This window comes from Nocardia alni, from assembly GCF_019038435.1.
GTDB lineage: Bacteria > Actinomycetota > Actinomycetes > Mycobacteriales > Mycobacteriaceae > Nocardia > Nocardia alni.
Window position 1 is genome coordinate 1 of the sequence record NZ_JAGPOX010000159.1, and the last position, 21,657, is coordinate 21,657.

The window sequence follows — 21,657 nt, forward strand, 5'->3', positions numbered from 1 at the left end:
CCCCCGCCCAGGCCACAACCCCCCTGCTGGACCTGGCGTTCGGACCGATCGACCCCGCCCACTACGGCGAACTCGTCCGGGACGGCCGGGTCCTGCCATGGTCGTCGCCAGAAACCAGTACGGCTCGTTGACCCGAGTACTGGTCTCGGGTGCGGTCGACGGCCTTGGTTGAGTCAGGCTTGGGACTCTGCTGATCGGTTCGCTCGACTGTCGAGGTGCGTTTCGTGAGTTGTGATGCTCTGCGGGTGGGGCTGGGCAGTTGCTGGAGGTGTGGAAGATCATTCGGCGGATGCGCTGGTTTGTCCGTTGGCGTCGCGTGGCATGGTTGCTCTTGCTATTTTGACGTCGAACGGAGGGTTCATGTGCGCGCTGTGTGACGGCGGCGGTCCTGTTGGTCCAGCTGTGGGGCGCCGGGCTTTGCTGTCCGGGCTGGGGGCGGCTGGGCTCGCGCTCGGGGCGGTGGCATGTGGGTCTTCCGGGCAGGCGGCTGCCCAGTCGACCGGGGCGGTGGGGAGTGCGAAGCTGGAGTTGGTGTTGCTCGGGACGAAGGCGGGGCCGCCTCCCTCCGCGGATCGAGCGGGGATCTCGACTGCGCTCGTGGTCGACGGGCAGGTGTATCTGATCGACGCCGGGCGGGCGTCGGTGACCCAGTACGCCAAGGCCGGGTTGAGCCTGGGGGCATTGCGCGGGATATTCCTGACCCACCTGCACATCGACCACATCGCCGACTACTTCAATTACTTTGTGCTGGGCGGTTATCCCGATGAGGGGATGATCGGGGCGAAGGGGCCGGTGGCGGTGTACGGGCCCGGCCCGGCGGGCGGGCTGTTGCCCAAGTTCGGGGGCGGTAACGCGCCGGTGGTCGCCCCGCAGGATCCGACGCCGGGTACCCGGGCGTTGACCGAGAACTGGAATCGCGCGGTTGCCTACTCCAGCAACGTGTTCATCCGAGACACGGGGGCGTCCGACCCGATGGCCCTGATGAATATCCATGAGATCCAAATCCCCGCTATCGGGGCCGATTTCACGAACCGCGCCCCGACCATGCAGCCCTTCGAGGTCATGCGTGACGACAAGGTACGCGTCACAGCGGTCTTGGTGCCGCACGGACCAGTCTTCCCCGCCTTCGCCTTTCGCTTCGACACCGCCTACGGATCGGTCACCTTCTCCGGCGACACCACCTATACCGACAACATTCCCACCCTGGCTCACAACACGGATGTGCTCGTCCACGAGGCGATCAACCTCGAGGGCTCCAGCCTCTCCGCCGTCGAGCACAACCACATGGTCACTTCCCATGTCGAGGTCCAAAAGGTCGGTGCGATCGCACAGCGTGCCGGAGCGAAGAGGCTGGTGCTCAGCCATATCGCCGATCTCGCTTCGCCGCATATAGATTCGTCGAAATGGCACGACTGGGCTTCGACGGGATACTCCAACAACGTCATCATCGGTGACGACCTGCAGTACATCCCCGTCCACTGAATCGCCGAGGGCAATTTCTCACGGTGTGTGTTCGGCCGACAACGCCGAGTCGAGGCATTGCAGGGCATCGACGAGTGCGATGCCCTGCGCCTCGGTGAGACTGTTGGTGAGTCCGGCCGCGTACTCCAATAGTCCGCGTACCACCTGCTCGATCAGGCTGTGCCCCTTCGTGCCCCGAGAATGCCGCGGCGAGATGACGCGGTCGGCTCCCGGACGACCGGTCCCGGCGCCTCGGCGTGTGCGAGGCGCTGCGAGATGGCTCTGGCGGGACCAGGCTGCCCGCGCCGATCTGCCGGGTGGTGAGCTGATAGGGCGGCCCCGTGCGGCGACTTCCCAGAAGTGGACAGGCTGCCGAGTCCGCTGTTGCCCGATACGGGCAGAGCTGTGCGAGTGTTGCGGTTCAGCGCATTTGGCAGAAGGTGGCGTAGTGGTCGCCGGTGTAGTAGGCGGTTCCGTTGTCGCCGGTGATGATTCGCTCGGCGTCGCGGGTGTGGCCGGGCTGCTTGATGTTGACGTCCCACTCCAGATAGTGGGCGTTGTGGGGGAGGGTGCCCTCGCGGTCGGTCCAGGTGGTGCCGCCCTTGGTGCCGGAGCCGTCGTGCGGGGGCCATTGGCCGGCGTCGATGAGTTTCAGGGTTTGCCAGGCTTGCCCGGGGACCGAGCAGGCGAGCGGCCGGATCTCCGTGGCGGACTGTGCTGTTGCCGACAGGGCGCTGTGCGTGCCGGTCTCGCCCGGACCGGTCAACAGCACCGTCATTGCGGTGAGGGCGGCAAGAGAGCTTGCGGTGAGCGCCGCAATCAGGTTGTGCCGCACAGGTTTCGATAGGATGGCATCCCGCATGGTCGCGTACCTCGCAGTAGTCGTCGCTGCTGTCCGGGGTGCTGTGTGATGAACCCCCTGGGTGGACGTTACCCGTGACAACCGCGGCGATGGGCAAACCCGTTGCGAACACTGCGAGTCGGGCGGGTTACGTCAGGAGCGCCACCGTCACCGCATGATATTCGACGCGCCGACCCGCGACGGATCGCATCGCGAACTGCGGCCTCCTGGTGGCAGGGGCTACTTCGCTGTCGGAGCGGCGTGCTCGCCATCCGTAGCACTCGGCTGTGCCGTTGTGCCGCTTGAGGTGCCACTGGCCGCCCCCGCTGCCGCACCGGTGCCTGACGGTGCCGCTGTGCCGCTGGTCGACCCAGTTGCTGTGCCGCTGCCCGACTCTGCTGTTGCGCCGCTACCCGCCCCTGCTGCTGCGCTACTGGCAGACGATGTCACCGCACCACTGGCCGACTGTGCACCCGAGCTACCCATCCACCGGCCGGGTATGTCACTGGTCGACTGTGCCGCTGCGCTTTTGCCCGACTGCGCTGTCGCGCCATTGCCCGACGGCACCGCCATGGCACGGCGCCACTGGCCGGCAGCGTCGGTGCCCGATTGTGCAGCCGTGCCGCTGCCCGACTGTGCCACAGTGGAACCGGCTGATCGCGCCACGCTGGTGGTGGTGCTGGTCGAGGACGTACTACTCGAGACGGTGTCACTGGAGTCGTCGATCTCCAGCTTGGCCGGGCCCGCCGAGGCCTCGAGCCGCTGGGTCCGCTGGATCACCGCGACGATCGGTTTGCGGAAGGCGACGACCACTCCCCCCAGAATCACCGGCCATTTCACAGCGTTGATGTATTGAAGTACCAGATCGGGCGTGCTCATATGCCTCCCCCTCGTTACGCTGGTTGACGTCCGCCGAGCGTAATCGATGCGCCTGTGTCGCGCGTGGGAGTAGTTACCTTCAAGCGATACCGTGAACCAGCTCGATGCCGCGGGCCAGGTTGTCCAGGCGCGCGGCGAGGGAATCGCCTGCGGGGTAGAGCCGTACGGTGTCGACCCCGGTATCGCGCCACGCCTTCAGCCGGGTGCGCAGCATCTCCTCGGTGCCGATCAGGGTGGTGGCCAGCACCATGTCGTCGGTGATCAGTGCGGTGGCCCCGGCACGGTCACCGGCCTGCCAGCGTTCGCGGACCGCGGCGGCGACCTCTGCCCAGCCTTGGCGACTGTAGGCGTTGTTGTAGAAGTTGGTCGCGCCGGATCCCATGCCGCCCAGGGAGAATGCGAGCTCTGACTTGCGACTGCCGAGCACCTCCGCCAGCCGAGCCTCGTCGACGATGTTGATCTCCGCGCCCTGGCAGACGTCGAGATCGGCACGGGTGCGGCCGGATCGGGCGAGTCCGGTGTCCAGCGGGCCGAAGTAGGCGCCCGAGCCCTCGGGGACGAAGCTGGTGCCCAGCCAGCCGTCGGCGAGTTCTCCGGTGAGTTCCAGCATCTTCGGCGACAGCGCGGCCAGATAGATGGGCACCTCGACCGGTTGCAGACTCAGCCGCATGGGCTTCCCCTCGCCGCCGGGCAGCGGGATAGTGAAACGCTCACCGCTGAAGGCGATCTTCTCGCCGGTGAACGCGGCGCGCACGATCCGGACGGTCTCGCGCATCCTGGACAGCGGCCCGGCGAACCGGACCCCGTGCAGCCCCTCGATGACCTGTGGTCCGGATGCGCCCAGGCCCAGCAGGAATCGTCCCCCGGACAGGTGCGCCAGCGTCATCGCCGTCTGCGCGATCGCCACCGGGGTCCGGGTGCCGAGCTGAATCACTCCGGAACCCAGCAGCATCCGCTGGGTCTTGGCGGCCAGATAACCCAGCGGCGACGGTGCGTCCGCGCCCCACGCCTCGGCGACCCAGCAGATGTCCAGGCCCAATCTCTCTGCCTCGACGACGAATTCGACGATATCCGGCCACGGCCCGGCCGAGCCCTCGATCGTGGTGGCGGCGCGCATCACCGCTCCCGTTCCAGCAGGCTCTTGATCTCGGCGAGGTTGCCCCGCATGCCCGTCTCGAATTCCCGCAGCCGTACGAACACGATCTTCTGTTCCTTGTCCGGCATCGCGTCGATGGCCAGACTCAAACCGGAACGGGCGGGACCCATCTGGGTCCACTGCTCGAGCACCGAGCCCTCGTCCTTCGGGCTGATGCTGAAACGCCAGATGCTGGAAGGGTTTTCGGGATCCCCCACGGCCCAGGCGAACCGCTGCGGCGCAACGTATTCCACGATAGTGCTGGTCGTCTCCCAGGAGCCGAGCGATTCGTGCGCGCTGCGCCCGGTGAACCGGGCGCCGACCGCGGGCCCGGTCGCGCCGTCGAGCCATTCGACGGACCGGAGTTCGGCGCTCAGCCTCGGCATCAGGCCGATATCGCTGACCAGATCCCACACTCGCCGCGGCGGGGCCGCGATGTACGTCTCTACGGCGACGGTCGGGATGTCGGCGTAGACCTGTCCGGTCCATTCCATGGTCCAGGGCTCCCTTACCTCGTAAGTTGCATATGCAGACTAACTCAGCCCGACCTATTTCCTGCTGAGTTTCAATCAGAGACCCGTAGGATCACGTCATGAAGCGCACCTCGTTCGCCACCTGGCCCTGCTCGGTCGCCAGAACCATGGACATGCTGGGCGACGCGTGGACACCGCTGGTGCTGCGCGAGGCGTTCTACGGCATCCGCCGATTCGACGAGTTCCAGCAGGAACTGGGCATCGCCCGCAACACTCTGTCCGAACGCCTGCGCCGGCTGGTGGACGCGGGCCTGCTGGAGAAACAGGTGTACGAGACCATGCCGGTCCGGCACGAGTACGTGCTGACCGAGTCCGGGCGGGATTTCTTCCACGTCATCCTCGCGATGACCGCGTGGGGCGACCGGTGGTTGTCCGGCGAGGCGGGCCCGCCGGTGACCACCCGCCACACCACCTGCGGGCACGACGCCGGCGCCGAGGTCGTGTGCGCGCAGTGCGGGCAGCCGATGGACGTGCAGAACGTGGTCGCGCGGCCCGGTCCGGGATACCCGCAGAAGTTGCTGAGCCGCCCCGATATTCGGCGCCGCTTCCATCTCGACGATCCCGACGGACCGGCGAGCTGAGCGTGCTGTCGACGGTCCGCTACCCCATATCCTCGAGCTTCTTGCCCTTCGTCTCCGGTACGAACCGCAACACGAAAAGCAGTGACAGCGCGGCGAACACCATATAAATGATGTAGGTGCCGGACAGGTTCCAGTCCGACAGGGACGGGAAGCTGGCGGTGATGGCCCAGTTGGCGATCCACTGGGCGGACGCCGCCACGCCCAGCGCGGCCGCACGGAGCCTGTTCGGGAACATCTCGCCCAGCAGCACCCACACCACCACGCCCCAGGACAGGGCGAAGAACAGCACGAACGTGTGTGCCGAGATCAGCGCCACCAAACCCTGGGCGTGCGGGAGGGAGACACCGCTGCCGGAGCCCCGCTTGTAGGAGAAGGCCCAGGCCTCGACGGCCAGCGAGATGGTCATGCCGATCGAGCCGACGATCAGCAGCGGTTTCCGGCCGATCCGGTCCACGAAGACCATCGCGACCGCCGTGCCGATGATGTTGATGATCGAGGTGGTGAACGAGTACAGGAACGAGCTCGACGGGTCGATGCCGACCGACTGCCACAGCGTGGAGGAGTAGTAGAAGGCGACGTTGATGCCGACCAACTGCTGGAATGCCGAGAGCCCGATACCGATCCATATCACCGCCAGGAAGCCGAACCTGCCGCCGAGCAGATCCCGGAAGGTGGATTTGTGCTCCCGGCGCATGGCGTGCCGGATTTCCGCCACCCGTGCGTCCAGGTCGGCGCTCTCGCCCTCCACCTCGGACAAAACCTGCTTGGCCCGGTCGATCTGGTTCACCGAGATCAGGTAGCGCGGTGATTCCGGGATCGCGAACGAGAACAGTCCGTACAGCAGCGCGGGCACCACCATCACGCCCAGCATCCACTGCCACGCCTCCAGCCCGCCGATATGGCCGCGCTGTTCACCGTGGGCGATCTGCAGAATCGCGTAGTTGACCAACTGCGAGATCGCGATTCCGGTGACGATCGCCGCCTGCTGGAACGATCCCAGCCGCCCGCGATACGCCGGGGGCGAGACCTCGGCGATATACGCCGGCCCGATCACCGAGGCCATACCGATCCCGATGCCGCCGACGACGCGCCAGGTGGCCAGTTCCCACAGCGCGAACGGCACCGCCGACCCGATCGCGCTGACGGTGAACAGCGCCGCCGCGATGTGCATGACGTGAATGCGGCCGATCCGGTCGGCGATCCGTCCGGCGATCGCCGCACCGATCGCCGATCCGATCAGGGCGATGGCCACGACCTGTGCCAGCGTCCCGGACCCCATGTCGTACCGCGATTTGATGGCCTCGACCGCTCCGTTGATGACCGAACTGTCGTACCCGAACAGGAATCCGCCCATCGCGGCGGCAATGGTAATGAAGATGATGTGCCCGATATGCTCGGCCCCCAGCCCCTGATTCGCCTCGGTCGTGCTCATCGACGTCCTTTCGTTCGGCATCCCGTCACGATCCGCGTCCGCCGCCTGCACAACCCGGCGATGAGCTACAGCATACGATATCGAAAGTAATGATGCCCATTGCTATAGGGCACAATGCCTCTTTTTTCGGCATCAATTCCCGTTCCGGGCGTTCGGTCGGTAATCAGGACGCCGCGCGTTCCTGTGAATATCCTTGCGCGGGAATGTTACCGGACCGTATCTCGCTCGGTCTGTCGCGGAACGGTGGGACAATAAACGAGGCGTCCTATGGCGCCATACTGTGAGCCGTTCAATGAACGTGGGAAGATATCATGATCGATCTCAATTTACCCTTCATTCCACAATCCTTCGAATTCGATTGCTGGTACGCCGCACTCCGGATGCTGGTGAAATTCCGTGATCCGGCTGCGGAGCCTGTCGCGCATCCGACGGCGGAGTTGGAGGGAATGCGGGCGCAGTCGCAACGGACGGGCGTTCGGGAGGAGGCGATTCGCCAGGGGGACCACCCGGCCAGTTACTGGGTGCGTAAGCAATTGGCGCCGAACCGTGGCCTGAAGCAGGAGGAGTTCCAGGAGTTGGCCGGTTACAACGGCCTCGTCTCGCCGAAACTGCCGCCGAATCCGCCGGGGTGGACCAGTGATCAGCTGGAATCGTTGATGCGCATCCACGGGCCACTGTGGTGCGCGTTCGGCTATGGCCACATCGTGGTGATCAAAGGTATAAACGCCGCCGGCCAGGCCATCATCCACGACCCCCAGGGAAACGCGAACACTCTGTACCCCATAGCCAACGTAAACAATTTGATGGTATGGGAGCCGAATGCGATCATGTTTCTTCCTGATGTGCCCAATCAGAATGCCATCGATCCTGTAGACCCCCAATAGTCGGCATCGAATCCGTCATGTTTCGGCCGCCGCGCAGACGTCGGCGGCCGATGTGTCGTAGAAGATCACCAAGTGACGGGCAGTGCGTGCACGCCGTAGGCGAGTTTGTCGTGCTTGAACTCGATCTCGTCGATCGTCGTGGCCAGGCTCAGCGTCGGGAGGCGGCGCAGCAGCGTCGGGAACACGACCTGTAATTCCACGCGGGCCAGCTGCTGACCGACGCACTGGTGGACGCCGAAGCCGAAGGCGTGGTGCTGGCGGGCCGGCCGGTGCAGGTTCAGGCGTTCGGGTTCGGCGAATACGGCCGGATCCCAGTTGGCCGCGGAGTAATCCATGATGACGCCCTCGCCGCCGCGGATCACCTCGCCGCCGATCTCGATATCGGCCGTCGCGACCCGGCGCTGTCCGCCGTGGATGATCGCCAGGTAGCGCAGCAGCTCCTCCACCGCGTCGGCGACGACCTTGGGATCCTCGGTGTCGCGCAGCAGGGCCAGCTGGTCCGGATGCTCGAGCAGTGCCAGCGTGCCGAGACCGATCATGTTCGCGCTGGTCTCGTGCCCGGCGATCAGCACCGAAACGCCCATGATGGACGCCTCGGGCATGCTCAACTCGCCGGCGCGGACCCGATTGGCCAGCTCCGAGGCCAGGTCGTCCGCCGGGTCGGCCGTCTTGGCCTCGATCAGTTGGGTCAGGTAGGCCATCAGCGACATATTTCCCTCGCGCTGCTGGTCCGGTGTCGCGTTCTTGTCGATGCCCACCGCGGCGTGGCGCTGGAAGAATTCGTGGTCGTCGTACGGCACCCCGAGCAAGTCGGAGATCATCAGCGACGGCAGCGGCAACGCCAGTGCCGCAACCAGATCGGCCGGCCTCGGCCCGGCCAGCATCTCATCGAGGAGCCGGTCGGTGATGGTCTGAATCGATGAGCGCATCGCCTCGACCCGCTTGGCGGTGAACGGGTAGGTCAGCATCCGGCGGAATCGGCCGTGCTCCGGCGGATCGGAGTTCACCAGCATGCGGGGGCGCTGGTCGATCGAGGACGCCATGCCCGCGTTCCAGTGCGGGTAGCCGGGCAGCCGGTCATCGACGCTGATCCGCGGATCAGCCAGCAGGGCGCGCTGTTCGGCGTGGCCGGTGATGAGCCATGGGGTGCTGTCGTCCCAGATCCGCACCCGCGCAAGCGGTTTCTCGGTGACCAGTGCGCGGATGCCCGGCGGAGGGTCGAAGGGGCAGCCCTCGTTTCGGTCCATCGGGAAGTACGGAACGTGTTCGGTCGCGGAAGTCGCCACGCGGGAGGCTGTTTCGGACATCGGTCCCTCAGTTCTCGATTCGGATGGCCGCCGCCGGGCAGACGCGGGCGGCCTGCTCGACGTCGGAGGCCAGGTCGATGCATTTGTCCTGATCGACGATCACTCTCATTGATACTCCTGGTCGTTCACTTCTCTCGGCGGTGTACGGCGGGTCTCGGTGTCACGGGCGCGAGCCACAGACCGACGATCGCGTCGATGAGCCCGGATGCCGCTTCGTCCCAGTCGGACCAGTGGTAGGGAGCGCGATTGGCGAGCGCGCGCTCGAATTCGGCCGCGGTGTGCACCAGCAGATTTCGCGCCATCAGGCCGCGTTCGGTGTGCACCTGGATGGGCAGTTCGGAACGACAGTGGTTGATGCCCTCGATGACGCGCACCAGCGTCGGCGACTCGAGTGCGTCGGCGACCACGATGTCGTAGTACGCGGGATCGGTCATCACCTGGGCGGCGAACCGTGCGTACCAGGTGGTTTCGCCGGCTTCCGCGAGGTGTTCGGTGAGCGGGCGCACCAGCGCGGTCACCCAGTCCCGTAGGTCGGCCGAGTCGGTGGTCTCGGCCACCAGGCGTCCCCGGATTCGTTCGATCGGTCCGAGGTGATGCCGCTCGATGGCCCGTACCAGTTCGGATTTCGCGCCGAAGTGGTAGCCGACCGCGGTGTTGTTACCCTGTCCGGCGGCCTCGCTGACCTGCCGGTTGGATACCGCGGTGACGCCGTGCTCGGCGAACAGGCGCTCGGCCGCGGTCAGGATCGCCTCCCGGGTGGCACTGTTGCGCCCATCGTTGCCGGTTGCCTTGGCTCGCACGGTGACACCCTCTCGACTGCTACCCGCTACCCCTCGGAGTGAACGCGACGCGCAGCGGTAAGTCAAGTGATTGAATTAAAGTAGGGGTAGATCCTGACCGTGGACAGTCCGCTCTACTCCCCGTGTCCTGGAATAACTCTCGGTGAACGCAATGGGTGGTCGCCGAGATCGCCGGGGGTAGCTTCGGGGGATGGTGAGTAGCTCCGGGCCACGTCGAACGCTGAAAATCGTTACGGGAGTGAGTGGATCGGCGAAGGTCTATGCGGCGGCGCTCGATTCGAGCAGGTCCACGCTGGCCCACGCGGTCGAGGTGGCGAAGCTCGCCGAGGCGAACGGGTTCGATGCCCTGTTCGCCGCGGATCTGTTGAGCTTCGGTGCGCAGGGGGCGATCGGTGCGCAGGAGCCGCTGATCTTTCTGGCCGCGCTGAGCGCGGTCACCGAACGGGTGGGGCTGATCGCGACGGTCACCACCACGTTCCACCATCCCTACAACCTGGCGCGGCTGTTCGGCACCCTGGACCACGTCAGCAACGGGCGCGCGGCGTGGAACGCGGTGACCTCGTCGGTCGGGGAGGAGAACTACGGGGGTGAGGATCTGCCGAGTCCTGAACGGCGGTATGCGCGGGCCACCGAGTCGATCGAGGTCGTGAACGCGTTGTTCGACAGCTGGGAGTCGGGCGCGCTCACCCTGAGCGCCGCGGGTGAGGCCGTGCTCGACGCGCGGGCCGTGCGGCCGATCGAGTATGCGGGACAGTTCTTCACCGTGCGCGGTCCGTTGAACATCCCGCCGCTGCCGCAACGGCGGCCGGTGCAGTTTCAGGCCGGTCAGTCCGAGGGCGGTGTGGAACTGGGCGCGCGGCATGCCGAGGTTGTGTTCACCTCGCTGCCGACGCTGGAGGACGCGGTGAGCTACGCCAAGCGGATTCGGTCGCGCGCGGCGGAGCTGGGCCGCCCCGACGGGCTGCCACTGGTGTTCAGCTCGTTGCACGCGACGTACGGCGCGACCGAGGCCGAGGCGCGGCGGCTGGCTCGCGAGCGGGACGACGCGACCGACTTCGAGAGTGGACGCCGGCGGCTCGAGGATATGCTCGGCGGAGGCGTGGATCTGTCGGATCTCCCGCTGGACAAGCCGATTCCGGAGCAGCTGCTGCCGGATGTGCGTTCGGTGAACCGTCGCCGCGGCCGGGTGGAGATTTTCAGCGAATTCGCCCGATCCGGAAAGACATTGCGCGAGTTGATTGTCGCGGCGAAGGATACCGGCCACTGGGCCGCCGCCGGTACGCCGGAGCAGATCGCCGACGAGATCGAGAAGCGGTATACCGCAGGTGTTCTGGATCTCATCGGTCTCGGTGGGCTCGACGATCCACGCATCCGCGACTTTTTGCTGAACGGGGTACTGCCGGAGCTGCGTCGCCGCGGCATCGTCGATGACGGGCCGGAGGGGGGCACGTTCCGTGAGAGGCTGGAGTTGCCGCCGTTGCCCGCGGCATCACGGTAAGGGCGAGATCGCGAAGTTCTCCGCCCGCCTGGACTACGAGCACGCCGTCGCCGTCCAGCAGCAGAGCGCCAAAGCCTCTGCGAAATAAGAGAATTGGTGGATTCGGGGCGCGTACGGGATCTCGTACGCGCCCCGACGCGTGTCAGCGGTTGGTCTGGGGAATCTCGATGCTCAGCGGCATACGGAGTTCGGCGAGATACCACATGGCGAATTGGCGGAGGAATTCGTCGAACATCCAGTAGCCGGCCTCGGCCGGTGGGGCCACGGACAGGATTCCCTCGCGGACCGCGATATAAGGGCCCCAACTGAATTGGAGCAGCGGGCCCCAGATCGGCTCGCGGGGGATGGCCAGCCAGTCGGCGATCTTGTCGCCCAGGACGAAGCGGGTGAACGCGCCGAGGATGGGGCGGCTGAGCAGGGACAGGTCGAGATCCTCGCCCAGGTTCAGGAGTTGGTCGGCCAGGTTGTTGCCCTCCGCGGTGGGAGCCAGGATCGGGTCCAGGACCTGTGCGGCCTGGGCGTTGGCCTGATCCCAGGAGGCGGGGATGTACTCGTCGCGGATGCCGAGCAGGTGACCGGCCAGCTGCCAGCTGTGCAGGTAGCCGGCCGACTCGTCGGGGGCGATGGGGACATTCCATGCGGTGAGGGTGCGCATGATGCTGGTGGGGAGGCTGTGCCAGGTAACCATCAGGTCGTCCTGGCTGATCGGTGTGATTCCGTTCGGCCAGTGCGGGGACCGGGGCAGCAGATGCCGTACCGCCGCGTGGATGATTCTGGTCTTGACGCAGGTCACGATCATTTCGCCGTCGGGTGCGTAGGCATTGACGGTGCCGATGTCGTAGCCGAGTTTCGCGGTCTTGGCGATGCGTTCTTTGAGATGCGATCCGCCCCGCGAATAATACACCGCGCGGGCCTCGTGCGGGATGACCGTGCTCATCATGCCGCTGTCGAATGCGTAGAGCACGCCGAGATATGTTCCCCGTTTCTGATTGAATTGGAATGCGCTGGCCAATTTTCCCTGATCGGTCCAGGGCGGGAGTTGCCGGGCGTATTCGATGAAATCGCGCAAGCCCTTCGGCAGCCTGTCGGGTAACGCCTGACCGTTGCGGGTCCAGGTTCGCAGCAGTGCGTTGATCGCGGGCACATCGCCGTGGTCGAGGATGTCGGCCAGGACCGGATCGGCCTCGGAATCCCATACCTTCAGCGGGTCGGCCCCGCCGCCGCTGCCGACGACCGAACCACTCGCAGGCCACGTCCATGGTTGTGCCCGTGCGGTTCTCGCGCCCAGTGCGAGCGCGCCGGCAGCGCCGAGGAGACCACCTCCCGCGCGTAGTGCGTCACGCCTGTTGAGCCCGTGTCCATCCATGGTGCCGCCCTCTTCGTCGAGTAGAGATATAGAGATACATGATGTGAATCTCTGTATCTCTGATAACATCACATCGGTGTCCTAGATCACAAGAGATCGACCGAATCGGATGGTGGGACGAAAAGCGGTAGTCGGGCTCACCGGCCGGTTGTGGAGAGAAACAGGAGTATTCGATGAACCCGTGGTACGCGATTCAAGACTTCCTCGAACAGTTGGATGCAGGATCCTCCGCTCCCGTGGCGAGCGGTTCACTGTTCACCTTTGCCGATATCGCCCGGTGGTAACCATGAGGCAGCGCCATACGATGGGATGAACAGTCGATGCCCGGCGTATCGGCCCGCCCCAGGAGGAATGCGTGGAACCTGCACTGTCCGTCCACACGACGACCTCGGGCGGGCCGGAGTCGCTGCTCGAACGCGCCTATATCAATGCCGTCGCACCTGCCGACGACACCGACGAGATCCGGACGCGCCTGCTGGATTCGGCGTACGAGCAGTTCTGTCGCATGGGTATCCAGCGCTCCACCATGGAGGATGTCGCCCGCCGCGCCAACCTCTCGAGGATCACGCTCTACCGGCGGTTCGCCACCAAGGACGTGCTGATCGAACAGGTCGTCCTGCGGGAATTCGTCCGCTATTTCCATCGATTCTTCCGTGATGTGCAGCAGGCCGACACCGTCTCCGAGCGGGTGGTGGTGGGTTTCGTCAGCTCGCTGCGGGCGATCCGGCACAACCCGTTGATCGGCGGCCTGATCGCCGACGAACCGGGCCTGCTGGTCAGTTCGATGGTGGGCGACGACGGTCGCACCCTGGCCGCGGTCCGGGAGTTCGTGGCCGGTCAGCTTCGCCGAGAACAGCAGGCGGGCAACGTCTCCGGCGAGGTGAACACCGACCTGGTGGCCGAGGTGATGGTGCGCCTGTGCGCGTCGTTCCTGGCGATTCCGAGCCACGTCGTGAACGTCGACGACGATGAGCAACTGGCGGCGGTGGCGCGCCAATTCCTGGTGCCCATGCTGACCTCTGCCGACCCCGAGTCGTGATCTCGACGTCGCCGATATGAACGAGAGTGTCTCGCTGGTCACCGGTGGCAATCGTGGCATCGGGCGGGAGGTGTGCCGGCAGCTGGTCGCACGCGGCCACACTGTGCTGCTGACCGCTCGAACGGCGGAATCCGCGACGGTGGCTGCGCAAGGGAGTTCACGCCCGCATCGTCAACGTGTCCAGCGAGGCCGCCGCCCTGAACTCGATGGGTGGCGGAACACCCGCCTACACCGTCTCGAAGGTGGCGCTCAACGCCCTGACCCGCATGCTCGCCAGCGAGTTACACGGTGATCGGATCCTGGTGAACGCGGTATGCCCCGGATGGGTCGCCACCGATATGGGTGGTCCCGGCGGCCGCCCGGTGACCGAGGGCGCCGCGAGCGTCGTGTGGGCGGCCACCCTTCCCGATTCCGGCCCGACCGGAGGTTTCTTCCGTGACGGCCAGGCGCTGGCCTGGTAGAAAGTTCTTTTCGACAAGGGAGCTGACAGTGTCGTACCTCGTGGTCGGCGGAACCGGACGAACCGGCCGCCGCGCTGTCGATCTGCTGCGTGAGTCGGGCCGGGCCGCGGTGGTCGGCGCCCGGCGTCCGCGCGGCGACGAAGCGGTGGCGGTGGATCTGTCCCGAGAGCTGAATCCCGAACTGCTCCAAGGGATCGATGGAGTGCTTGTCTCGGTCGAGCCACCGGCCGACGACCGCGGCGCCGAGGCGGTCATGCATCACGGAATCGAGAATCTGGCTCATGCTGCTGCCGCACAGGACATTCCGCTGGTACTGATCTCACAGATCTACATCACCCGCGCCGCCGAGCATCCGGACATAGCGGGCATCATCAACGCCCGTGCGGCAGGTGAACAAGCCTTGCGCGACAGCCGCGCCCGCTACGCGATCGTGCGCCCGGCTTGGCTGACCAACTCCCCCTCGACGGGCGGCCGGCTCGAGCAGGGCGACCGCGGCGACGGACAGGTCAGCCGCGAGACCGTCGCCCGAGCCGCGGTCGAGGCCCTGCTGAATCCCGCCGCACACGGCAAAACCTTTGAGCTGTACGACGATCCACATCCGGTCGACTGGCCCGTGGCCTTCGCCGAGCTGGCCTCCGACTGACCGTCGGCTGTGGTGAATGATTGTGCACGATGATGGACAAGTTCTCGAAATCGGTTGGAGCGGTGGTCGCTGCCGGAGCCGTCGTATGCGGCTGCTCGGTGTCTCCAGCGCGTGATACGCAGCCCGCTATGTTGTCGGTCACCACCCTCCGTGACGACAACGTGCAGTTTCGTACCAGTCGCGCACCGGTTCTCGCGCCCGGCGCCGAGTGCAAGGCATTCACTCCGCGGATGCGCCGAGCCGCCGGCATCCCGTCCGACGCCCGGCCCACCCCGATGGGGCCCGGTCACGGCTGCTGGGCCGTCGCCGACAACACGCTCGGAATCCTCACGACACCAACACCATTCGGCAACTTCTGGCGACGGACCTACTCCGACGACGACGGCACCGGCCTGACCGCGATGGTGGTCGACAACTCTACCGCCCAACTGTTCGAGCGCTCCATCGTCGACCGGCGCTACTACGCGGTCCGTATCGGCAGCCAATGGACCGCCGGTCTGGACAGCGGCGTGACGAAAACGGCCTGCATGCTCGCCGTCGACACCGGCTCTGCCCAGCCCCTGCTGATCAACCTCACCCAGCAGGTTCCCCACGACGCCCCGACGATCACCACCGTGCGCCACCAGTGTGAGCTGGCCTCGACGGTCGCCGCAGCGATACTCGACGAGCGGGATCCGGGCGGCGGCAGCTTAGCAGTGGGGTGATCGAGTCATCGGTGAGCGGGCCCGAAACGACCTGCGCCGACGGTGCGCACTGGGCGCCCGCTGGAATCCTCGGCGACCTGTGGCGACACCGCTGGGAAGTCGTTACGGGGCAGGCGCAGCCGCAGCGGCGCCGATTCCGGCGCCGACCGCTGCGCCGATCCCGGCGCCGAGGATGACGCTCGCGGGCAGGACGCCCGCGCACGGCACGATTCCGGTCGGCACGCAGACGGCCAGTCCGCCGACGAGTCCGGCCGCGCCACCGAGGAGCGCACCCTGCCCGGCGCCGTAGAGCGCGCCGGCGCCGGGGTCGGCGATGTACTGGGCTTGTGGAACCGGTTGTGCGGGTGCGGCAGCGGACGCGACACCCACACCGAGACCTGTCAGGGCCCCGGCGACGGCGGTGGTAGCGACAATCTTACGAAGCATGGCGTTCTCCTTGAACATTCGGATGCCGGTCACCATGATCTGGCGAAAAGGGTTGGTAGCGGTAGGGATTGCCCGCAATTAGGGAGTTATCGCCCTGCGCGGACGAGGAGATTGGGGGATATCGCCGACTTCGGACCCTTGCGGACGGACCGAAGGGCCTGCGGTGACGGGCCGCGAGATCACATGCGTGGGGGACTCGGCGAGTGCACCATCGGGTGGGCATACGGAGGTGGCTATCATCGCTGGCAAATCAGGATGACGGAGGGCGGGTGGGCGAGCGTTGAGGAATGTGGTCTTGGCGGCTGTGGCTGCGCTGTTCTTGTCGGCTGTGCTGTACAGCGGCCCGGCGGCATCCGCGGCACCGGTCGACTCCGCACCGGGAGCGCTGCCTCGGCCCTTCCTCGACTGGATCGCCCGGAGCACGGCGACTTTGGACAACTGGTACGACCCCGGCACCGGATTGTTCCGGACCACCGGGTGGTGGAATTCGGCGCATGCGCTCGAGGCCGAACTGACCGCGTCGCGCCTGCTGGGTGACGACCGCGGTGCTCGCCGCGCGGCCACCACGTACGCCGCCCACCGGGCGAGCGGATTCCTGAACGACTACTACGACGACGAGGGCTGGTGGGGGCTCACGTGGTTGGTGGCCTACGACGACACCGGCGACGCGCGATATCTGCGGACGGCGCAGGGCATCTTCGACGACCTCGCCGGCGGGTGGGATCAGACCTGCGGCGGCGGAATCTGGTGGTCCAAGGAACGAAAATACAAGAACGCCATAGCCAACGAGCTGTTCACCGCGCTGGGCGCCGAACTCGCCGTACACACCACGGGCGCCGATTCGGCCCGCTATCGGGACTGGGCGCTGCGCGGCTGGCGATGGGTGCTGGACAGCGGAATGCTCGACAACAGAAGGCTTTTCAACGACGGTCTCGACGACATGTGCCACAACAACGGGCAGACGGCCTGGACGTACAACCAGGGAGTCGTCCTCACCGCGGCGGTCGCGCTGTTCCGGGTGACGGGGGACCAGGAGTACCTGCGGACCGCCAGACGCCTGGCCGACGCCGCCATCATCGCGCTCAGCGGTCCCGACGGCATCCTGCACGAGCCGTGCGAGGCGAACGGCTGCGGCGCCGACGGGCCGCAGTTCAAGGGAATCTTCATTCAGTCCCTGGCCCGGCTCGAGGCCGTGTCGCCCGACCTCGGTCGTACCGCCTTCATCGAGCACAATGCCGTATCCCTGTGGACTCACGACAGAGGACCCGGTGATCAGCTCGGCCTGCGCTGGAGTGGTCCGTTCGACAGCGGCGACGCCGCCCGGCAGAGCTCGGCACTGGCTTGTTTGAACGCAGCGGCGCAGTTAGCCTGATGCCGCCGCGATCCCGGGTGTCCGAGCCCGATTATGGCCGCGTTTGTCTGTGGGATGACGAGACGGGATGCGCATGAGGATCGGTCGGTATGCGGTGGTGCTCGCGGTCGTGCTGGCACTGACCGCGGTGTGCTCGAGCGCGCGGGTGCGGGCGTTCCCGCCGCTGTTCACCGCCTCGGTGGTCAGCCCGAAGACCGTCGGATGGACGAGCTATCGTCAGCTGAATCGGTTGCCGGAGTTGACTTCCGGCGTCGCGGCGGCGCAGTTCGCCAGCACCGATCCGCAGGGCGCGAATCGTGACTATTGGGATGGTCCACAGCACTGCCTGAGCCTGCTCCTCGGCCAGTGCGTGATCGCCGCGCACGCCGGCGCCGGGGAGATCGACGGCATCTGGTTCACCTGGAACGGCGGTGACGTGCGCGGCATCGGGAACATCTCGATCGTGCTGGACGGACAGCTGGTGGTGCACGCGCCGCTGCAGGATGTGGTCGACGGGAAACTGGGCGCGCCGTTCGCGTACCCGTTGGTGGGCAACGCGAGTCAGAGCTCGGGCGGGGTGTATATCCACGTGCCGATGCCGTTCCGCTTCGCGATGCTGGTCACCACCGACTCGTCGTCGTTCTACTACCACGTGACCTACCGGACGTTCGCCGACGCGGCGGGGGTGAGCACGTTCAACCCGCACGATCCGGCATCCGATGTGCTGAACACCATGCGCGCGGCGGGCGCCAGGGATCCGAAGCCGCCGATACCCGGAGCCCGGACCGTCGGCGGCGCGGTGAATCTCGCCCCCGGCGGGACCGCCGAGCTGGCGGATGTGCACGGTCCCGGATCGCTGACCGCGATTCGCCTGCGACTGCCGCAGACCACCCAGGTGAGCGCCTCGGAGGTCACCGCGGGCGGCCGCGCGTTCGGCCACGGCGGGTCGAGCACCTTCACGATGCGAATCGACCCGCACAACAACGGGATACGACTCACCAGGCGATTCGATCCGGAGGTGACGCGGCAGAGCGCCGAGGTCGTGGTCGACGGCGCGGCGATCGGGCGGTGGGCGCCGAACCAGCCGCCGGCGAGTCCGTCCGGCGCGTATTCGGTGCGGGCGTCGTCGCAGGGACAGTGGCAGCAGGAGTCGATCGACATCCCGGCCGCTCTCACCCGGGGCAAGTCCGCACTGACGATCACGAACCGATTCATCTCCTCGGATCAGGACTTCAACGAGTTCACCTACTGGGTGGACGACTGGATCGCCGGCAAGCTGCAGCGCACCGATCTCCTCCAGATTGCCGACACTGCTTCGGAATCCGCGCACGACTACCACATCGTCGGCCAAACCTGGCGGGGCGAGCGCACATTCGATTACCCGTTGGGCTCGGACGAGTTGTCGGCGCTCGCTAGATCCCGAAAACTGCTGGACGGCTTGCGGTTGCGCATCACCTTCGACGGCGAAACGACAGTGGACTCGCCGGTGGGCGAATTCTTCGGCAGCGGTTTCGGTCTCGTGCCGGTGCGATCGCTGATGTTCGGCATCGATCCCGATTCCCACACGTTCTCGGCATGGTGGCCGATGCCGTACGCCTCGCACGTCGCCGTCCAGCTCTACAACGGTTCCTCGATGCCGGTGTCGGGCGCGCACGCCGACGTCACCACCGCACCGGATCCCGGCGCGGCCGCTGCCCTGACCTCCGGCCGCATCGGCTACTTCCACTCCAGTTCCCATGCGGGCCCGACAGTTCCGAATCAAGACTGGGAATACTTGCGCGCCAACGGAACCGGGAAGTTCGTCGGCAACGTGAGCGATATGATCGGCCCGGACAACCGGTCGTATCTCGAAGGCAACGAACGCGTCCACGTCGACGGCGCGCCGACACCGCAGGTCGACGGCACCGGCACCGAGGACTACTACGAGGGCGGCTGGTACTTCAACCGAGGCCCGTTCAACACCCCCCTGCACGGCAACACCGCGCATCTGACCGCCGTCACCGGCTGCGCCCCGTCCTCCGATTGCACAGCGGCCCTGCGTCTCTGGCTGGCCGACGCGGTCCCCTTCCAGAACTCCATCCTGGTCGGCATCCAACACGGCGGTATCGACGAAACCCCGGCTACCTACTCGAGTACCGCGTTCTGGTACGGGCGAGGCAACGTCCACTGGTGACCTCGGGGCGGATCCGGCCAGGCTGCACGATGGACCGTGTCACCCTGGCTGAACGCGTCACCGCATTCGTGAATGCGGTGACGGGGCTCCGTTCGGACGGTCCGGCCGCCGAATAGGGGGTTTGCACCGACATCGCGTGCCTTGACAGTAGATGTGGAGCGCGCGACCATAGGAAACTATGGAAACCAATTCAGTTTCCCAAGTTTCCGACGAGGATCGCGCCGAGGTGATCCTCGACGCGGCAGGTCGGCTGTTCCTGGCGCCCGGTACCGGCCGGGTGAGCATGGACGATCTCGCCCGGGAACTCGGTATGAGCAAGAAGACGATCTACCGCCACTTCCCCGACAAACACAGCCTCATGACCGCCGTACTGGACCGGCAGTTCGGGGCGATCGAGCGCACCCTGGTCGCCGCGGCCGCCGGCACACACGACATGCCGTTCGGCGACCAAGTGCAGCGTTTCCTGATTGCGGCGTGCGGTGAGCTGGAGCGAATCGGCGCCGCACAACTCGCCGCCGGGCGCGGCGACGCGATCCTGCGCAGACACGTCGAACACCGCATCGACACCGTGGTCTACCAGCGACTCGACGCACTGTTCCGAGACGGTCATCGGCGCGGACCGCTGGCGGCGCCGCCCGAACTACTGGGCGAGATCACCCGCGGCGCGGTGGAACGGGCGCTGAACTCGCAGCTGCCGCGCGAACTCGACTACACCGCGGCCGATCTACTCCGCGCGACCGTTAACACGGTGCTCTACGGGGCGATCCGCCCCGACAGTGATCAAGGAGACATCTCATGACCGAGGCAACGAGGGTGGCGTTGGTGACCGGGGCCAGCAGCGGAATCGGCGCGGCCACCGCGCGCCTGCTGGCCGAACGCGGAATGCGCGTGGCGGTCAACTACCTGCGGAGCGTGCAGGCGGCCGAGCAGGTCGTGAAGGATATCGAGGCCGCGGGCGGCGAGGCGATGGCCGTGCGGGCCGACGTTCGCGACGTCGCGGCGGTCGGCGCGATGGTCGAACAGATCGGGGCTGCCTGGGGCGGCGTCGACGTGCTGGTGCACAACGCGCTGACTCCCTATGTGATCAAGACGTTCCAGGACATGAGCTGGGAGGAACTGGGCGGCAAGCTCGACGACGAGCTGCGCGCCGCGTTCGTCGTCACCAAGGCCGTACTGCCCGCCATGACCGAACAGCATCGGGGGCGGCTCATCTATCTCGGCGCCGTCCCGGGCCACCAGCCCCGCGTGGGGATGATCGCCCTGGGTACGGCCAAGGCCGCGCTCACCCAGTTCTCCCGCTTCCTGGCCCAGGAGCTCGGCCCCCACGGAATAACGGTCAACGTCGTCGAGCCCGGCCCGGTGGCCGAGACCAGGATGTCGCATGTGGTCGCCGACGAACAGAAACAGCGTCAGGTGGCCGCCACCCCACTGGGCCGCCTGGCCCTCCCGGACGACGTCGCCCGCGTGATCGCCTTCTACGCCGGCGAGGACAACGCCTTCATGACCGGAACCACCGCCGCGGTCAACGGCGGAATGGCAATGTACTGAGGAGGATTGGTCGTGTACACCATCGATCTCGCCTATGTCGGGCGCGGCCTGCACGAGGAACTGGTCGGGTACATCGCCGACCAGGAGGAGTTCTACGCCGACGAGGGCGTCCACGTCGCACTGCGGGACGGCGTCGCCTGGGACGAGCAGCGGTTGCGCCGCTGCGCCACCATCGGACTCGGCCGCGCGCTGCTGTCCCGCCTGACCGGCGGCATCCCCTGGGTCGCGCGCACCGTCAACACCGACCATCCCCTGTTCTGGTTCCTCGCCCGCGACGGCAGCTCCCTGACGGACCTGGCAGGTAAGCGGCTGGCGGTTCACGCCCCGCACACCCCGCCCGGATGCTTCGCCCGCATCGCACTCCGCCGCGCAGGTCTGGACCCCGATCGTGACGTTCAGTGCATCGTGCGCACCCCCGGCGACTACGGCATGGACCTGCGCCTGCTACACGACGGCGCCATCGACGCCGCCTACGTCGGCAGCACCATGGCGCCGGAAGCGATTGCCGCGGAACAGGGTTGGCGTGTCCTGGCCTGGATCGGCGAGCACTTCCGGATTCCGACCGTGGGCGTAGCCGTCGACCCCACCCACATCC

At 66.5% G+C, this 21,657-nt stretch carries 24 protein-coding genes; 15 read left to right on the plus strand and 9 right to left on the minus strand.

The genetic code is table 11. The features are described from left to right. Nucleotides 1–597: 597 nt before the first annotated feature. On the plus strand, nt 598–1,482 hold the full coding sequence (locus tag JZ791_RS37555) for an MBL fold metallo-hydrolase (protein ID WP_308163346.1): 885 nt from the start codon (nt 598–600) through the stop codon (nt 1,480–1,482). Nucleotides 1,483–1,500: 18 nt separating this feature from the next. Here the strand turns inward: JZ791_RS37555 and JZ791_RS46230 are convergent, their stop codons facing one another. Then, nucleotides 1,501–1,626: a hypothetical protein gene (locus JZ791_RS46230; protein WP_256462033.1), complete on the minus strand. Its 126-nt coding sequence runs from the start codon at nt 1,624–1,626 to the stop codon at nt 1,501–1,503. 256 nt (nt 1,627–1,882) lie between these two features. Beyond that, nucleotides 1,883–2,323 carry a guanyl-specific ribonuclease gene (locus JZ791_RS37560; RefSeq protein ID WP_254206998.1) on the minus strand — a complete coding sequence of 147 codons (441 nt, stop codon included), beginning with the start codon at nt 2,321–2,323 and terminating at the stop codon, nt 1,883–1,885. A gap of 622 nt (nt 2,324–2,945) precedes the next feature. Here JZ791_RS37560 and JZ791_RS37565 point away from each other — a divergent pair. After that, nucleotides 2,946–3,158, plus strand: a complete 213-nt coding sequence (locus JZ791_RS37565) for a hypothetical protein (protein WP_216901684.1) — start codon at nt 2,946–2,948, stop codon at nt 3,156–3,158. A 102-nt stretch (nt 3,159–3,260) separates the two neighbouring features. Here the strand turns inward: JZ791_RS37565 and JZ791_RS37570 are convergent, their stop codons facing one another. Continuing rightward, a complete protein-coding gene (locus tag JZ791_RS37570; protein WP_216901686.1) occupies nt 3,261–4,298 on the minus strand; it encodes an LLM class flavin-dependent oxidoreductase in 1,038 nt (345 codons plus the stop codon). After that, nucleotides 4,298–4,810, minus strand: a complete 513-nt coding sequence (locus JZ791_RS37575; protein ID WP_216901688.1) for an SRPBCC family protein — start codon at nt 4,808–4,810, stop codon at nt 4,298–4,300. Before JZ791_RS37575 ends, JZ791_RS37570 begins: the two co-directional genes overlap by 1 nt. Nucleotides 4,811–4,908: 98 nt before the next feature. Between JZ791_RS37575 and JZ791_RS37580 the strand changes: the two genes are divergently transcribed. Beyond that, nucleotides 4,909–5,430, plus strand: coding sequence for a winged helix-turn-helix transcriptional regulator (locus JZ791_RS37580; protein ID WP_216901690.1), 522 nt, complete (start codon nt 4,909–4,911; stop codon nt 5,428–5,430). Nucleotides 5,431–5,449: 19 nt separating this feature from the next. Here the strand turns inward: JZ791_RS37580 and JZ791_RS37585 are convergent, their stop codons facing one another. Continuing rightward, a complete protein-coding gene (locus JZ791_RS37585) occupies nt 5,450–6,862 on the minus strand; it encodes a sugar porter family MFS transporter (RefSeq protein ID WP_216901692.1) in 1,413 nt (470 codons plus the stop codon). A gap of 311 nt (nt 6,863–7,173) precedes the next feature. On the opposite strand from JZ791_RS37585, the gene JZ791_RS37590 reads away from it, so the two are divergent. Continuing rightward, on the plus strand, nt 7,174–7,746 hold the full coding sequence (locus tag JZ791_RS37590) for a papain-like cysteine protease family protein (protein ID WP_216901694.1): 573 nt from the start codon (nt 7,174–7,176) through the stop codon (nt 7,744–7,746). Nucleotides 7,747–7,811: 65 nt separating this feature from the next. On the opposite strand, the gene JZ791_RS37595 is transcribed toward JZ791_RS37590, so the two are convergent. Then, entirely contained in the window at nt 7,812–9,053 is a 1,242-nt protein-coding gene (locus JZ791_RS37595) for a cytochrome P450 (protein ID WP_216901696.1), read from the minus strand. A gap of 125 nt (nt 9,054–9,178) precedes the next feature. Beyond that, a complete protein-coding gene (locus JZ791_RS37600; protein WP_216901704.1) occupies nt 9,179–9,853 on the minus strand; it encodes a TetR/AcrR family transcriptional regulator in 675 nt (224 codons plus the stop codon). A 190-nt stretch (nt 9,854–10,043) separates the two neighbouring features. Between JZ791_RS37600 and JZ791_RS37605 the strand changes: the two genes are divergently transcribed. Continuing rightward, on the plus strand, nt 10,044–11,351 hold the full coding sequence (locus tag JZ791_RS37605; RefSeq protein WP_216901706.1) for an NtaA/DmoA family FMN-dependent monooxygenase: 1,308 nt from the start codon (nt 10,044–10,046) through the stop codon (nt 11,349–11,351). A 142-nt stretch (nt 11,352–11,493) separates the two neighbouring features. On the opposite strand, the gene JZ791_RS37610 is transcribed toward JZ791_RS37605, so the two are convergent. Then, nucleotides 11,494–12,717, minus strand: a complete 1,224-nt coding sequence (locus JZ791_RS37610) for an oxygenase MpaB family protein (RefSeq protein ID WP_216901708.1) — start codon at nt 12,715–12,717, stop codon at nt 11,494–11,496. Between the two features lie 355 nt (nt 12,718–13,072). Between JZ791_RS37610 and JZ791_RS37615 the strand changes: the two genes are divergently transcribed. From JZ791_RS37615 to JZ791_RS37635, 5 genes are all read left to right on the plus strand, one after another. Beyond that, complete coding sequence (locus JZ791_RS37615) at nt 13,073–13,756, plus strand: TetR/AcrR family transcriptional regulator (protein ID WP_308163348.1); 684 nt, start codon at nt 13,073–13,075, stop codon at nt 13,754–13,756. Nucleotides 13,757–13,772: 16 nt separating this feature from the next. Beyond that, a complete protein-coding gene (locus tag JZ791_RS46925) occupies nt 13,773–14,048 on the plus strand; it encodes an SDR family NAD(P)-dependent oxidoreductase (RefSeq protein ID WP_254207001.1) in 276 nt (91 codons plus the stop codon). Then, nucleotides 13,933–14,217, plus strand: coding sequence for an SDR family oxidoreductase (locus tag JZ791_RS37625; RefSeq protein ID WP_216901710.1), 285 nt, complete (start codon nt 13,933–13,935; stop codon nt 14,215–14,217). The genes JZ791_RS46925 and JZ791_RS37625 overlap by 116 nt, the downstream gene beginning before the upstream one ends. A gap of 28 nt (nt 14,218–14,245) precedes the next feature. Next, entirely contained in the window at nt 14,246–14,860 is a 615-nt protein-coding gene (locus tag JZ791_RS37630) for an SDR family oxidoreductase (RefSeq protein ID WP_216901712.1), read from the plus strand. 128 nt (nt 14,861–14,988) lie between these two features. Continuing rightward, nucleotides 14,989–15,564, plus strand: a complete 576-nt coding sequence (locus JZ791_RS37635) for a hypothetical protein (RefSeq protein WP_216901714.1) — start codon at nt 14,989–14,991, stop codon at nt 15,562–15,564. Between the two features lie 102 nt (nt 15,565–15,666). On the opposite strand, the gene JZ791_RS37640 is transcribed toward JZ791_RS37635, so the two are convergent. Beyond that, nucleotides 15,667–15,990: a hypothetical protein gene (locus JZ791_RS37640; protein WP_216901716.1), complete on the minus strand. Its 324-nt coding sequence runs from the start codon at nt 15,988–15,990 to the stop codon at nt 15,667–15,669. Between the two features lie 304 nt (nt 15,991–16,294). Here JZ791_RS37640 and JZ791_RS37645 point away from each other — a divergent pair, with 304 nt between their 5' ends. From JZ791_RS37645 to JZ791_RS37665, 5 genes are all read left to right on the plus strand, one after another. Beyond that, on the plus strand, nt 16,295–17,362 hold the full coding sequence (locus tag JZ791_RS37645) for a glycoside hydrolase family 76 protein (protein ID WP_308163349.1): 1,068 nt from the start codon (nt 16,295–16,297) through the stop codon (nt 17,360–17,362). A gap of 73 nt (nt 17,363–17,435) precedes the next feature. Then, a complete protein-coding gene (locus JZ791_RS37650) occupies nt 17,436–19,514 on the plus strand; it encodes a glycoside hydrolase family 172 protein (protein ID WP_216901719.1) in 2,079 nt (692 codons plus the stop codon). A gap of 178 nt (nt 19,515–19,692) precedes the next feature. After that, the gene (locus JZ791_RS37655; protein WP_216901721.1) at nt 19,693–20,313 is read left to right on the plus strand and encodes a TetR/AcrR family transcriptional regulator; all 621 of its coding nucleotides are present in this window, start codon (nt 19,693–19,695) and stop codon (nt 20,311–20,313) included. Further along, nucleotides 20,310–21,062 (plus strand): SDR family NAD(P)-dependent oxidoreductase, encoded by a 753-nt coding sequence (locus JZ791_RS37660; protein ID WP_216901722.1) that lies wholly within the window; start codon nt 20,310–20,312, stop codon nt 21,060–21,062. The genes JZ791_RS37655 and JZ791_RS37660 overlap by 4 nt, the downstream gene beginning before the upstream one ends. Nucleotides 21,063–21,074: 12 nt before the next feature. Then, on the plus strand, nt 21,075–21,657 hold a 583-nt coding region (locus JZ791_RS37665; RefSeq protein ID WP_216901723.1), incomplete at its 3' end, for a substrate-binding domain-containing protein.